The 14,224-nt window shown below is 64.5% G+C and carries 10 protein-coding genes; 7 read left to right on the top strand and 3 right to left on the bottom strand.

The genetic code is table 11. The annotated features are described in order from the left end of the window. The 7 genes from A3E1_RS43205 to A3E1_RS0132140 all read left to right on the top strand — a co-directional run. On the top strand, positions 1-2,307 hold a 2,307-nt coding region (locus tag A3E1_RS43205; protein ID WP_020524938.1), incomplete at its 5' end, for an RICIN domain-containing protein. A gap of 148 nt (positions 2,308-2,455) precedes the next feature. Further along, on the top strand, positions 2,456-5,278 hold the full coding sequence (locus tag A3E1_RS0132165) for a carbohydrate-binding protein (protein WP_020524937.1): 2,823 nt from the start codon (positions 2,456-2,458) through the stop codon (positions 5,276-5,278). Continuing rightward, complete coding sequence (locus A3E1_RS0132160; protein WP_020524936.1) at positions 5,275-6,588, top strand: ricin-type beta-trefoil lectin domain protein; 1,314 nt, start codon at positions 5,275-5,277, stop codon at positions 6,586-6,588. The genes A3E1_RS0132165 and A3E1_RS0132160 overlap by 4 nt, the downstream gene beginning before the upstream one ends. Before the next feature lie 61 nt (positions 6,589-6,649). Beyond that, the gene (locus A3E1_RS47810) at positions 6,650-8,338 is read left to right on the top strand and encodes a ThuA domain-containing protein (RefSeq protein WP_020524935.1); all 1,689 of its coding nucleotides are present in this window, start codon (positions 6,650-6,652) and stop codon (positions 8,336-8,338) included. Then, positions 8,299-9,789: an arabinofuranosidase catalytic domain-containing protein gene (locus tag A3E1_RS48645; protein ID WP_083929730.1), complete on the top strand. Its 1,491-nt coding sequence runs from the start codon at positions 8,299-8,301 to the stop codon at positions 9,787-9,789. Before A3E1_RS47810 ends, A3E1_RS48645 begins: the two co-directional genes overlap by 40 nt. A 76-nt stretch (positions 9,790-9,865) precedes the next feature. Next, a complete protein-coding gene (locus A3E1_RS0132145; RefSeq protein ID WP_169454474.1) occupies positions 9,866-10,669 on the top strand; it encodes a FadR/GntR family transcriptional regulator in 804 nt (267 codons plus the stop codon). Further along, positions 10,669-11,619 carry an aldo/keto reductase gene (locus tag A3E1_RS0132140; protein WP_020524933.1) on the top strand — a complete coding sequence of 317 codons (951 nt, stop codon included), beginning with the start codon at positions 10,669-10,671 and terminating at the stop codon, positions 11,617-11,619. Before A3E1_RS0132145 ends, A3E1_RS0132140 begins: the two co-directional genes overlap by 1 nt. Here the strand turns inward: A3E1_RS0132140 and A3E1_RS43195 are convergent. From A3E1_RS43195 to A3E1_RS0132125, 3 genes are read right to left on the bottom strand one after another with little or no spacing between them, the layout of a single operon-like run. Further along, on the bottom strand, positions 11,588-12,448 hold the full coding sequence (locus A3E1_RS43195; RefSeq protein WP_020524932.1) for an amidohydrolase family protein: 861 nt from the start codon (positions 12,446-12,448) through the stop codon (positions 11,588-11,590). The genes A3E1_RS0132140 and A3E1_RS43195 overlap by 32 nt on opposite strands. Further along, a complete protein-coding gene (locus A3E1_RS0132130) occupies positions 12,445-13,206 on the bottom strand; it encodes an SDR family oxidoreductase (RefSeq protein ID WP_020524931.1) in 762 nt (253 codons plus the stop codon). Before A3E1_RS0132130 ends, A3E1_RS43195 begins: the two co-directional genes overlap by 4 nt. After that, positions 13,203-14,219 (bottom strand): zinc-dependent alcohol dehydrogenase, encoded by a 1,017-nt coding sequence (locus tag A3E1_RS0132125; protein ID WP_020524930.1) that lies wholly within the window; start codon positions 14,217-14,219, stop codon positions 13,203-13,205. Before A3E1_RS0132125 ends, A3E1_RS0132130 begins: the two co-directional genes overlap by 4 nt. Between the last annotated feature and the right edge of the window lie 5 nt (positions 14,220-14,224).

Raw genomic sequence — 14,224 nt, 5'->3', positions numbered from 1 at the left:
GTCCCGCCGAACCTGTCCACGCACTGGCAAGGCTACGCGCCACTGGACTGGCGCCCAGGGCAGAGCATGCTCGACTCCGCCAGAACAGCCGGTAACACCAACGATCTGCGTGGCAAGATCCTGCGTATCCACCCGGAAACCAATGGCACCTACACGATTCCGGCCGGGAACCTGTTCCCCCAGGGCACCGCGCAGACTAAGCCCGAGATCTACGCGATGGGCTTCCGCAACCCATTCCGCTTCGATGTCGACCAGCAGACCGGATGGCTCAACGTCGCCGACTACGGCCCCGACCGCGGCTGCTGCACCACCAACCGCGGCCCCGAAGGCCTAGTCGAGCTCAACGTCATCAAACAAGCCGGCAACTTCGGCTGGCCGTTCTGCCACGGCAACAACCAGCCGTACGCACCGTACAACCCCGACACCGGTGTGGTGGGCGCGAAGTTCAACTGCAACGCCCCTGTCAACGACTCACCCAACAACACCGGCCTGCGCGACCTGCCACCACTCGTGCAACCACAAATCTGGTACGGCTACGGCACTTCCACACAGTTCCCGGAAATGGGCAGTGACGGTGCCGGTCCTATGGGCGGTCCGGTCTACCGGGGCAACGGTAACGGTTTCCCGTCGTACTACAACGGTGTGCACTTCTTCTTCGAGTGGATGCGCAACACCATCAAGGAAATCCACTTCGACGCCAACGGCAACCTGGTGAAAATCAACCCGTTCCTGCCCGGCGTCACGTTCGTCAAACCGATGGCCATGCGCTTCGGGCCCGACGGTTCGCTCTACCTGCTTGAGTGGGGCTCACAGTTCGGTGGTGGCAACTCCGACTCGGGCCTCTACCGGATTGACTACGTCAAAGGCGGCAGAGCACCGGTCGCCAAGGCTAGCGCCACACCGACCAACGGGCCGGCACCGCTGACCGTTAGCTTCTCCAGCAACGGTTCCTACGATCCAGACCCGGGCAATACCATCACCTTCGCCTGGGACTTCCAAAACAACGGCAGCACGGACTCCACCGCGGCCAACCCCACCTTCGTGTACACAGCCAGCGGCAACTACACGGCGAAGCTAACCGTGCGCGACAACACCGGAAAGTCCTCCTCTACCACCATTCCCATCACCGCCGGAAACACGGCGCCTACGGTCACCATCACCGGCCCGCCCAACGGTGGCATGGTCGACTTCGGGCAGAACGTCGCCTATTCGGTCACCGCGACCGATCCCGAGGACGGCACGGTGAACTGCTCGCGGGTCATCATGGCCCCCGCGCTTGGCCACGCTGACCACCAGCACCCCACCAGCGAATACCCCGGCTGTTCCGGCACCGTCGACACGAACTTGCTCGGCGGGCATCCCGATGGCGCGGACCTGTACTACGCCCTCAACGCCCGCTATACCGACAACGGCAACGGCACGGTCAACCCGCTAACTGGCTACGCCTCGGCTGTGCTGCAGCCCAAACACAAGCAGGCCGAGTATTTCACCGCGCAGTCCGGCATCCGCGTCGTCGCCCAGTCTGGCGCCGAAGGCGGAAACCGCGTTGGCGATATCAGCAACAACGATTGGCTCATGTTCAGCCCGATGAACCTGCTGAACATCAACAGCATCAGCTACCGGGTGTCGTCACCTTCCGGTGGCGCCAGCATCGAGCTGCGGGCTGATTCACCGACCGGGCAGCTGCTGGCAACCGCTTCTGTGCCAAACACCGGCGGGTGGAACAACTATCAAAACCTTTCTCCGGTACCAGTGAGCACTCTTTCTGGTACCCACAATTTGTATGTCGTCTTTAAATCGACGCAAAGCAATACTTTCGACCTCGATGCCTTCACCTTCGGCGGGGCCGGCGTGGGCACGAACCCTACCGGTATCGCCGGAAAGACCTACACGCTCGCCGCAGGGCACAGCAATCTGCTCGCCGACGTCAACGCCGCCTCCACCGCCGACAACGCGGCCGTGATTCAGTGGTCGGCCACCGGTGGCAGCAACCAGAAGTGGCAGGCCGTCGACGCTGGCAGCGGCTACGTCTATCTCAAGGCTGTCCACAGTGGAAAGTGCATGGCGGCCACAGGCGGGTCAACGTCTGATGGCGCCGCCATCGTTCAAGTCCCCTGCACCAACCAAAACAGCCAGAAATGGCAAGCAGTCGCCACGGGCACGGCCGGTGTATATGAACTCAAGGCCGTCCACAGTGGAAAGTGTCTGGACGTCAACGGCGCGTCAACGGCCAACGGCGCATCCATCATTCAGTGGAGTTGCACCAGCGGTAACAACCAGCGCTGGCGCTTGACCGTGACGTCCTGACTGGTGCTCGTGCGGCCTTCGGCGGGGCCGCGCGAGCACCGCCCTTCACCCATCCCAGTTCACCAAGCTTGCCGCCGGCTGCTGCTCTGCCCGGAATGCCAGCCGGCGGCAATACCCAGACCCTCTCCCATCAGAAAGACACTTCTCTATGAAAATTCGCCTTCATGCGGCCCTGTGCGCCGCTGCGTTAGCGGGCGCCGCCGCGGTGTCCGTCGTGCTCCAGCCCAGTAACCCGGCGGCGGCCCATCCGGTTAACGCAGCCGACTTCCAGCAGATCGAGCTCGCCCGTGGCGTGGGCGAGGTCGGTGAACCGATGTCGCTGGCGGTCCTGCCAGACCGTTCGGTGCTGCACACCGCCCGCAATGGGGTGGTGCGCCGCACCGACGCGGCCGGCAACACCGCGGCGATCGGCACCGTGCAGACCTATGCTCACGATGAGGAAGGGCTGCAAGGCATCGCCGCCGACCCGAACTTCGCCACCAACCGCCATATCTACCTATACTACGCGCCGCCGCTGAGCACCCCGGGCGGTGACGCGCCTTCCACCGGCAGCGATTTCTCGGCCTGGAACGGGGTCAACCGGCTGTCGCGGTTTACCCTCAACGCCGACTACACATTGAACATGGCCAGTCAGGTCACCATCCTTGACGTGCCGGCGAACCGTGGAATCTGCTGCCACGTAGGCGGAGATATCGACTTCGACGCGGCCGGCAACCTGTATCTGTCCACCGGGGACGATACGAACCCGTTCGAGTCGGATGGCTACACGCCCATCGACGAACGCTCCAACCGCAACCCGGCCTATGACGCGCAACGCAGCGCCGCCAACACCAATGACCTGCGGGGCAAGGTGTTGCGCATCAAAGTCAACGCCAATGGCACGTATTCGATCCCGGCGGGAAACCTGTTCGCACAGGGAACGGCGAACACGCGCGCGGAAATCTACGCGATGGGGTTCCGTAACCCCTTCCGCCTCAACGTCGACAAGACGAGTGGTGCTGTGTATCTGGGCGACTACGGCCCGGACGCTGGTAGCGCTAGCTCGTCTCGCGGGCCCGGCGGACTGGTCGAGTTCAACCGGATCACCTCGGCCGGCAACTACGGCTGGCCCTATTGCGTCGGTTCCAACAACACCGCTGAATCCTATGTGGACTACACGTTCCCGTCAGGACCGTCGGGATCCCGGTTCAACTGCGCCGCACCGGTGAACGACTCTCCCCGCAACACGGGGCTGCGTAACCTTCCGGCGGCGCGTCCGGCGTGGATCAAGTACGACAACTGTTCGTTCGCCGCGTTCGGCTGCGGGTCGGAGTCCCCGATGGGCGGGCCCGTGTACCGCTACGACGCCACCAACCCATCGACCGTGAAGTTCCCGCCTCTGCTCGACGGGCACTTCTTCGCCACCGAGTACGGCCGCCGCTGGATCAAGACCATCGATATCAACGCCGACGGCTCGGCCGGTCAGGTAAGTGATTTCCCTTGGCGTGGCACGCAAATCATCGACAGCGCCTTCGGTCCTGACGGTGCTTTGTATGTGCTGGACTACGGCACCGGCTGGTACGGCGGTGACGCCAACTCGGCGTTGTACCGCATTGAATACAACCCGGCGGGCAACCAGGCACCTATCGCCAGAGCGGCCGCCAACCGCACGTCGGGGCTCGCTCCACTGGCCGTGACGTTTTCGTCATCGGGCTCTTCGGACCCTGAGGGCGGCGCGCTCACGTACGCGTGGAATTTCGGTGACGGCAGCACCTCGACGGCCGCCAACCCGAGTCACACCTTTACCACCAACGGTGTTCGCACTGTCTCCTTGACCGTGACCGACCCAGGCGGGCGAACCGCCGCGGCCAGTGTGGTGATTACCGTTGGCAACACCGCACCAACTGTCACCCTGAACACTCCGGTCAACGGGGCGTTGTTCAATTACGGCGACACCGTGCCTTACACCATCACGGTTTCCGACCCTGAAGACAGCGCGGTCGACTGCGCACGAGTCAAGCTCAGTTACATTCTCGGCCACGACAGCCACGGCCATCCCATCACCTCGCGCAACGGGTGCTCGGGGACGTTGCAGGTCCCCGTTGACGGTGAGCATGACAGCGCGGCGAATCTATTCGCGGTATTCGACGCCGAGTACACCGACCTCGGCGCCAATGGCCAGCCGGCCCTGACCACGCACGCGCAGCACATCCTTCAGCCACGGCACCGGCAGGCTGAGCACTACAGCACCCAATCCGGGGTCAACCTGTTCGCCAAGACACCGGCCGAAGGCGGCCAGACCGTCGGGAACATCCACAACGGAGACTGGATCGCCTTCCAGCCATACGCCTTGGGTGGCGAGACCCGGTTCAGCGCCAGGGTTTCCTCGGCCGGGGCAGGCGGCAGCATCTCGGTGCGCACCGGTTCAGCCACCGGAACGGTGCTTGGCACGGTTACCGTTCCGGTCACAGGCGGCTGGGACACCTTCACCGAAGTTTCGGCGACGCTGTCCAACGTCCCGGCTGGCACCACCACGCTCTACCTGACGTTCCAGGGAAGCGGCACGAGCACGTTGTTCGATGTGGACGCTTTCACCTTTGGCACGTCCAGTAGCACACGCACCGGCCGGATCACCGGAGCCTCGGGCAAATGCGTGGACGTCAGCGGTAACTCAAGCGCGGACGGCACGAAGATCCAGCTGTGGACCTGTCACACCAACACCAATCAGCAGTGGACCGTTGGCACCGACGGCACGTTGCGTTCCCTGAGCAAGTGCATGACCGCGATCGGCACCGGCGACGGCGCCCTAGTTCAGCTGTCGGCCTGCAACGGCGGCGGCGGACAGGTCTGGAACGCCGGCGCCAACAGCTCCCTGGTAAACCCCGCATCCGGCAAGTGCCTGGACGCCAACGGCGGCAGCTCCGCCGACGGCACCCAGCTCATCATCTGGGCCTGCCACGGCGGCACCAACCAGCGCTGGACCCTGCCATGAACAGGAGGAACTCGTTGAAATCGACTCTCTTTACCGCAGCCGCGGCGCTCGTCGTCGCGCTCGCCAGCGGGACCATAGCCCAGCCTGCGGGCGCGGCGGTCATCGCTGACGTGGGCACGCTGGCGGCAAGCCCGGGATGTGGCAAGGCGCCAACCCTGACCAGCGGCAACCGCACGATCCAAAGCGGTGGCAAGACGCGCAGCTTCATCCTGAAAATCCCTGACACGTATGACAACACCTATCCCCATCGTCTGGCCTTTGGCTTTCACTGGCTGGGCGGCACCTCAAGCCAGGTCGCGGGCGGCGGCACCGATGGGTACGCCTGGGCGTACTACGGCATGCAGTCACAGTCGGGCAACTCGACCATTTTCGTGGCACCCCAAGGGCTGAACAACGGCTGGGGCAACGCGGGTGGCGAGGACGTCACCTTCACCGACGACATGGTCCGGCTGATTCAGAACGACCTGTGTGTCGATACCGCGCAGGTGTTCTCGGTGGGCTTCAGTTACGGCGGCGCGATGAGCTTCGCGCTGGCCTGCGCGAGGCCGGCCGTGTTCCGGGCAGTGGCCGTCATCGCCGCTCCTGGGGGCATCAGCGGATGTAGTGGCGGCACACAGCCCGTCGCCTACATGGGGATCCACGGCATCAGTGACAATATCCAAAGTGGACGGTCACTGCGCGACCGGTTCGTGACCAACAACCGCTGCACGCCGCAGAACGCACCGGAACCCGCTGCCGGCAGCCGCACGCATACCCTCACGACTTACTCGGGCTGCACCTCCGGGTACCCGGTGGTGTGGGCGGCTTTCGACGGTGGCCATCAGCAGGGCCCCGTCGATGGGTGCGCGGGCTGCGAAAGCGGTGCCCGCAGCTGGGTCAAGCCTGAAGTCTGGAGATTCTTCACCCAGTTCGGCAGCACGCCGCCCGCGCCCACCACGTTCCGCTTGCGTGGCCAGGCGTCCAGCCGTTGCCTGGATGTGAACGGCGCCAACTCGGCCAACGGCTCCCAGATGATCATCTGGGACTGCCACACCAACGCCAACCAGCAGTTCACCCAGAACGGCCAGACGTTGCGGGTGCTGGGCAAGTGCCTGGACATGCCGTCCAATGCCACAGCCGGGACCCGGGTGCAGATCTGGGACTGCACCGGAGGAACCAACCAGCAGTGGAACCTGAACACCAACGGCACGGTCAGCAACGTCCAAAACGGACTGTGCCTGGACGTCAACGGCGCCGCGACCGCTAACGGCAGCGCTGTCATCGTCTGGAACTGCCACACGGGCTCCAACCAAATCTGGTCCCGCGCATAAAACACTCCGTGGAGGCGGCCTCTTGTGCCGCCTCCAGCTCTCTTAAGAGAGGAACCTGGTAATGCGAAAAACTTTGCGTACCACCCTGGCCGCCGCGGCCGCGCTGTTCCTGATGGCCAGCCTCGGTGCCGCACCAGCGCAAGCGGCCGACACGCCTTACTCCGTGCTGGTCTTCAGCAAGACCGCCGGCTTCCGGCACGACTCGATCCCGCAAGGTATTCAGGCTATCCAGCAACTGGGAGCGGCGAACAACTTCTCCGTCACCGCCACCGAAGACGCCGCTGTCTTCAGCTCTTCCGGCCTCGCGCCGTATGCCGCGGTCGTGTTTCTCAACACCACTGGCGATGTCCTCAACGACACCCAGCAGGCCGCGTTCGAGACCTACATTCGCAGCGGCCGCGGCTATGTCGGGATCCACTCGGCGGCCGACACCGAATATGGCTGGGCCTGGTACGGAAACCTTGTCGGCGCCCGGTTCGCCTCACACCCGGCCATCCAGCAGGCCGTGACCCGCGTCGAGAACCGCGCCCACGCCGCCACGTCATCGCTGCCGCAAACGATGACGCGCACCGACGAGTGGTACAACTACGGCAGTAACCCGCGCTCAAGCGCCCGGATTCTGTCCACCTTGGACGAGTCGTCCTACAGCGGCGGGTCAATGGGCGCCGACCATCCGCACTCGTGGTGCAAGACGCACGACGGCGGCCGTTCCTACTATCTCGGGGCCGGGCACAGCCAGGCGAGCTACTCCGAGTCCGTCATCCGCGCGCAGATCCTTGGCGGCATCCGTTACGCGGCCGGCAAAACCAAGGCCGACTGCCGGCCCGAGACGGGGTACACCACCCTTTACAACGGCTCCACCACAGGCTGGTCGCAAGCAGGGCCGGGCAGCTTCACCAACACCAATGCCACGCTCACCTCGACCGGCGGCATGGGCATGCTGTGGTACAGCACCAAACAGTTCGCCTCGTACTCCTTGAAGCTCGACTGGAGCATGCCAGGTGACGACAACTCTGGTGTCGTCGTTGGCTTCCCAGCGACCAGCGACCCCACGACCGCCCTCAACACCGGTCACGAAGTGCAGATCGACGCCACGGACACCGCCGACAAGACCACTGGCTCCATCTACGGTTTCAAGGCGGCCGATCAAGCCGCGCGCGACGCGGCACTCAACCCACCCGGCGAGTGGAACACCTTCGAACTCCTCGTGGAAAGCGAGCGCCTGCAAGTCTTCCTCAACGGGGTGAAGATTAACGACTTCACCAACACCGATCCAGCACGGTCGTTGACATCTGGTTACATCGGCATCCAGAACCACGGCACCGGCGACGACGTGTCTTTCCGCAACATCCGGATCAAAGAACTCGGCGTAGGCCCGCGTACTGGCCGCATCACCGGCGCATCGGGCAAGTGTGTCGACGTCAGCGGCAACTCAAGCGCCGAAGGCACCAAGATTCAGCTGTGGGACTGTCACACCAACGCCAACCAGCAGTGGACCATCGGCACCGACAACACGATCCGTTCGCTGGGCAAGTGCATGACAGCCAACGGTTCTGGCGATGGCGCTCTGGTTCAGTTGCGTTCCTGCAACGGTGGCAGCGGCCAGATCTGGACCGCCGGAGCCAACAGCTCACTGGTCAACCAGTCCGGCAAGTGCCTGGACGCCAACGGCGGCAGTTCAGCCAATGGCACGCAGCTGATCCTGTGGGCATGTCATGGCGGCACGAACCAGCGCTGGACGCTGCCGTGAAACGGCGGGCGGCGTTTCTGGCGCTGAGTCTGGCGACAGTGCCGCTGGCGTTGCCAGGTCCAGCGGCCGCGGCAGGCACCGGGCCGTGCGACATCTACGCCTCCGGTGGCACGCCTTGCATCGCCGCACACAGCACGGTCCGTGCCCTTTACGGCACCTATAACGGTGACTTGTATCAGGTACGGCGGTCGTCGGACAACACGACGCGCAACATCGGTCTGCTCGCCGCGGGCGGGGTGGCCAACGCCGCCACCCAGGACACCTTCTGCGCCAGTACGACCTGCGTCATCACGGTCATCTTCGACCAGTCCGGTCGCGGGAACGACCTTTGGTACCAAGGATCGGCACAGGTTCCGGGGTCGAGCCAAAGCCGCCCCGCGGTCGCGACTTCCGAGTCGGTGACCGTTGGCGGCAGCAAGGTGTATTCGCTCTACATCAATCCCGGCAATAGTTACTGGCGCGATGGCCACCTCACGGGTGTGCCGACCGGCAGCGCGCCGGAAGGCATGTATATGGTCACCAGCGGCACCCACGTCAACAACGGCTGCTGCTTCGACTACGGCAACAGCGAGACCACACGGGCCGCTGACGCGGCCGGAGCCATGGATGCCATCAACTTCAGCACCCAGTGCTGGTTCGGCGGATGCTCTGGCACGGGTCCCTGGGTTCAGGCCGATCTCGAGTGGGGTCTGTATTCCGGCGGCAGCCAATCGTGGAACCCTAACCAGCGGGCCTTCACGAGCAGGTTTGTCACGGCGATGCTCAAAAACAACGGCACGACGCGGTTTGCCATCAAGGGCAGCGATGCTCAGTCTGGCAGTCTGTCTACGTTGTGGGACGGTGCGCTGCCTTCGGGGTATAGCCCGATGAAGAAGCAGGGAGCCATCATCCTGGGCAGTGGCGGTGACTGCTGCAAACCCGGTGGCGGCGCCAATCTCAGTGCCGGGACGTTCTATGAGGGGGCGATGGTTTCGGGGTACCCCTCTGACGCGACGGAGAACGCGGTTCAGGCGAACATCGTCGCGGCCGGATATGGCGCTGGTGGCGGTGGCAACACCGGTACGTTGCGTGGGCTGGGGTCGCAGAAGTGTTTGGACGTCAACAACTCCTCCACCACACCTGGCACCCGGCTGCAGATCTGGGACTGTCACAGCGGCGTCAACCAGGTCTGGACACACACCGCCAGCGGACAGCTGACTGTCTTCAGTGGAGGAAGCCTGCGATGCCTGGACGCTTCAGGCAATGGCACGGCTAACGGCACACCAGTGGTCATCTGGTCGTGTCACGGCGGAACGAATCAGCAGTGGCGCCGCAATGCCAACGGCACCATAACTGGCGTGCATTCCGGCCTCTGTCTAGACGTGTCGGGTTACTCCACCGCCAACGGCGCGAAGGTTCACCTGTGGGCCTGTCACGGCGGGACCAACCAGCAGTGGGCGCTAGCCGCCTGACCTACTACGTTGCCCGTGGCCTCGCTTGGCTGCGGGCAACGTTCCATTTGACAACTTGTATGACATCATACCTATGATGTGGAGGTGGCGAGAGGAGGACGCCTTGGTGCGTCACGCGATGGCTGACCCAGCCAGCACAGGACGGGCCGTCGTGCCTCCGGAGCAACCGCTGCGCGTGCGCGGCACCAAGCTGGGCACCACGGTGGTGCACCAGATCGTGCATGACATCGTGGGCGGCTTCTATCCGCAAGGCTCGGCGCTGCCACCCGAGGGTGACCTGTGCAATCGGTTCGCTGTCAGCCGCACGGTGGTGCGCGAGTCACTCAAAATCGTGCAGGAGAAGGGTTTAGTCCACATTGAGCACGGCCGCGGCACCCAGGTCGCGGATTCGAAGCAGTGGAATCTCCTCGACGATGTCGTTCTGACAGCGATCGTCGCCCATGACGCCAACCTGTCCTTCCTGGACGAACTGGTGGCGACCCGGGCCGCGCTAGAGGCAGACATGGCCGCTGGCGCTGCCGGGCTGCACACGGCAACCGACGACGAGCGCATCCGCGAGGCACTGGTAGCTATGCGGTCCAAAGTCGGGATACTGCCCGACTTTGGCGAAGCCGATGTCTACTTCCACGACGTGGTCATGGCCGCGTCGGGCAACCGTCTCGGCCGCGCGATCGTCAACAGCATTCATGGCAAGGCCCGGCAGAACATGCGTTACACCGGCGAGTACAGCGAAGCGATAATGCTGCGCACGGTGGATGAGCATCAGGTCATTCACGATGCCATCCTCGCCGGAGACGCACAGTCAGCCTCGGCGGCGATGCGCGCACACATTCTTGGTTCCTGGCGGCGGCGCCGCCCGGCCACCGAAGCTCACCGCTAATGCGCACCCGCCGGCTCGGCCGCACCGCGATCGACGTGACGGAACTCGGCTTTGGCGCCTCGGGCATCGGCAATCTCAGCTATGCCCAAACCGATGACGCGGCAGCGGCAGCCGTTGAAAGCGCGTGGAATCACGGCATCCGCCTGTTCGACACCGCGCCACACTACGGACTTGGCCTGTCCGAACGGCGCCTTGGTGCCGCCCTTGCTGGTCTCCCCCGCGCCGAGTTTGTGGTCTCCACCAAGGTCGGCCGGCTCCTCCGGCCAAACCCAGTTCCCACTGGTTCGGACTTGGAACGTGGCGGCTTCGATGTACCCGACGACCAGACAAGGGTCTGGGACCTGACGGCAGACGGTATTCGCCGCAGCCTTGAGGAAAGCCTGGACCGGCTGAAGCTCGACCGCGTCGACATCGTGTATCTGCACGATCCCGACCATGTGGTGGACCAGGCGATCATGGAAGCCATACCGGCGCTCATCTCGCTGCGCGAACAAGGCGTTGTCGGCGCCGTCGGCGTTGGCATGAACCAATGGCAAGCACCGCTGCGCATCATCACCGAAACTGACATCGACGTGGTGATGCTCGCCGGGCGGTGGACACTGCTGGACCGCAGCGGTCAGCAGCTGCTTGACAAATGCGTCAGCCGCGGAGTCGCCATCGCCGCGGCAGCACCGTTCAACTCCGGCATCCTCGCCCGGCCGTGGCCGCCCGACGAAGCACGCTACGACTACGGAATCGCGCCAGACACCGTGTTGCAGCGGGCCCGCCAGCTCGCTGAGGCGTGCGACGCGGCCGCAACGTCGTTACCCGCGGCGGCACTGCAGTTCCCGTTGCGTCATCCGGCGGTCGCCACGGTGGTGGTCGGCATGCGGTCGGCCGGGCATGTGACAAGCGCGGTGGCGGGCATGTCTTCGGCCATTAGCGAGGATCTGTGGCAGTCCCTCGGATGACCTCAAGCCCGTAGACCTGCTGGGCTACACCGCTGAACACGAGCGCCTGTTCGGCCGGCGTCCGGGTGCCCACGACGTCGGCCACCACATCACGCCACTGGCCGTAACCGGTGGCAAGGGTGCTGACCGGCCAGTCCCCGCCGAACATGCACCGTTGCGAGCCAAAGGCAGCTAGCGCGTGCGCCAGGTATGGGGCGACCTGCCGTTGCGTCCACGCCAGCCAGTTCGCTTCCGTTGCCAGACCGGACAGTTTGACGAACACGTTGGGCAACTCGGCGAGCCGGGCCAAGTCGTCTGCCCACGGCTGCCACTGTCCACTTCGGACACCTGGCTTGCCGGCATGGTTCAGGACGAACGTGACGTGTGGAGTCGCTTTGGCGAGTTCGGTGACCTCGGGTAGCTGCCAGTCGCGTACACAAAGGTCGGCCACAAGCCCTTGGGCCGCGAGCAACCCCACGCCCTGGCGAAATCGCGGTGAAACGGCGAAACCGGCGGGCTCGTCCTGGAGGTTCCGGCGAATGCCCTTTATCAACGGGCGGCGGCCTAGCCGCTCGACGATAGCCGCGGCGTCAGCGCCGTGCTCGAGTGGCGCGTGCGCCAAAATGCCGGCCACGACCGGTGACCGCGCGGCGAGTTCCTCGACCCACGTCACCTCTTGTTCCGGATCGCCATTTCCACCGCCAGCCTCGACGAAGATGACCGCGTCCACAGTGGACTCGATATCGGCTGGCAGAAAGGGGCGGTCAATCGCGGGAAGCTGCCGAAGCCACGGATAGTCCCAGCGGCGCGGGTCCCAGAAATGCATGTGCGCGTCAATCAAAACGCTCATCGGCCCAGCCACCCACCGTCTACTGGAATCAAGGCGCCGTGCACATAGTCAGACGCCGCCGAGGCGAGAAACACCGAGACTCCGGCGAGGTCTTCTGGCTTGCCCCAGCGTCCCGCCGGGATTCTGCCGAGGATCGCGGTGTTGCGTTCGGGATCGTCACGCAGAGCCTGGGTGTTGTCTGTGGCGATGTAGCCGGGGACGATTGCGTTGACGTTCACGCCACGGCCAGCCCACTCGTTGGCCAGCGCCCGGGTTAGGCCCGCGACCCCCGATTTCGCCGCGGTGTACCCCGGAACCGTTATCCCACCTTGGAAACTGAGCAGCGACGCGGTAAAGATGATCTTTCCGTGGCCACGGGTGAGCATCTGCCGGCCGACCTCCCGCGCCAGGGTGAACGGCGAAGTGAGATTGACCGCCAGGACGTGATCCCAGTCGGCGTCGGAATGTTCCGCTGCCGGTGCGCGGGCGATCGTTCCAGCGTTGTTGACGAGAATGTCGACCGGGCTTGTGGCGAGTTCTGCTGCTAGCGCTTTGACGGCTTGCCGGTCGGCGAGATCGACGGCGCGGACTTCGCACGCCCGGCCATGTGCCTGGACCCGCCGCGCGACCTCACTGCCCTGCGATTCGAGCTGTGCGCTCACGGCGAAGATATCTGCCCCGGCTGCGGCTAAGGCTTCGGCGATGGCCAGCCCGATGCCACGGCGGGCACCGGTGACCACGGCTAACCGGCCGCGCAAGTCAAACAATGCTCCGGTCACTGCTGCCCCCGGCAGTCGAGCAGAACCTTCATAACACCGTCACCGTTTTCCAGCGCCTCAAACGCTTCCGTGGTTCGTTCCAGGGGCTCGATACGCGAGATGAGTGCCGCTGCTGGAATCGCTCCTGTGGCAAGCAAGTGAACCGCGGTCTCCACATCGGAGCGTGAGTAAAGCCGTGCACCGAGCAGGGTTAGCTCTCGCCAGAAGAACCGGTGCAGGTTGACCTCACGCGGCCGCGCATGGATCGCCACGAGGACGAGCCGTCCCCGTGGGCACAATTGTTCAATGGCAGTCTCGATTCCCGCCGCCGCACCAGACACTTCAAAGGCCACATCCGCGTGATGCCCGCCGTGCCACTCATGAAGGGCGTCGGCGTTGGCAGGATCGGCACATGCCAAGCCGAGCTCGGCGGCGACCTTGCGGCGGTACGGGTCGGGCTCCAGCACGAGCACATCAGCGCCAGCGTGCCCAGCAACCAGCGCGATGAGCTGCCCGATCGGTCCGCCACCGGCCACCAGCACCCGCTCACCCGCGCGCAGTTCCGCGCGGCGCACATCGTGCACCGCGACCGCTGTCGGCTCAACGAGCGCCGCGTGTGCCAAGTCAAGGCCGCGTGGCAGTGACACCAGCAAAGTGGCCGGCACCGTCCACAACTCCTGCATCGCTCCGGGCGAATCGATGCCGAGGAATTCAAGGTCCGGGCAGATGTGCGCGTTGCCAGACTTGCAGGTGCGGCATCCTCCGCAGGAGCGAACCGGCATCACTGTCACCGGATCACCGGGCGTCCACCCGCTCACCCCAGGCCCGCACTCGGCCACGGTGCCAGACATCTCGTGGCCAAGAACAGCTGACGGCCCGACTCTGGCATCCATGTCCCCATGCAGGATGTGAAGGTCAGTACCGCAAATTCCGGTGTAGGCGACGCGGATCTGAACCTCGCCTGGCCCTGGGGGAACGCTGCGGACGTCGGTAACAGACATGATGCGGTTCCCGGCGTACATCACTTGGCGCATAACGT

The sequence above is a fragment of the Catelliglobosispora koreensis DSM 44566 genome, assembly GCF_000379685.1.
Lineage (GTDB): Bacteria > Actinomycetota > Actinomycetes > Mycobacteriales > Micromonosporaceae > Catelliglobosispora > Catelliglobosispora koreensis.
Note: the sequence above shows the minus strand (reverse complement) of the source record. Positions and strands in the feature narration are given on the sequence as shown.

Bases quoted from the DNA above. Each gene is read 5' to 3' on its own strand.
- A3E1_RS0132145 (WP_169454474.1), top strand. From the start codon at position 9,866: ATGTGGAGGTGGCGAGAGGAGGACGCCTTGGTGCGTCACGCGATGGCT.
- A3E1_RS0132165 (WP_020524937.1), top strand. From the start codon at position 2,456: ATGAAAATTCGCCTTCATGCGGCCCTGTGCGCCGCTGCGTTAGCGGGC.
- A3E1_RS43195 (WP_020524932.1), bottom strand. From the start codon at position 12,448: ATGAGCGTTTTGATTGACGCGCACATGCATTTCTGGGACCCGCGCCGC.
- A3E1_RS0132160 (WP_020524936.1), top strand. From the start codon at position 5,275: ATGAACAGGAGGAACTCGTTGAAATCGACTCTCTTTACCGCAGCCGCG.
- A3E1_RS0132125 (WP_020524930.1), bottom strand. From the start codon at position 14,219: ATGCGCCAAGTGATGTACGCCGGGAACCGCATCATGTCTGTTACCGAC.
- A3E1_RS48645 (WP_083929730.1), top strand. From the start codon at position 8,299: ATGTCATGGCGGCACGAACCAGCGCTGGACGCTGCCGTGAAACGGCGG.
- A3E1_RS47810 (WP_020524935.1), top strand. From the start codon at position 6,650: ATGCGAAAAACTTTGCGTACCACCCTGGCCGCCGCGGCCGCGCTGTTC.
- A3E1_RS0132140 (WP_020524933.1), top strand. From the start codon at position 10,669: ATGCGCACCCGCCGGCTCGGCCGCACCGCGATCGACGTGACGGAACTC.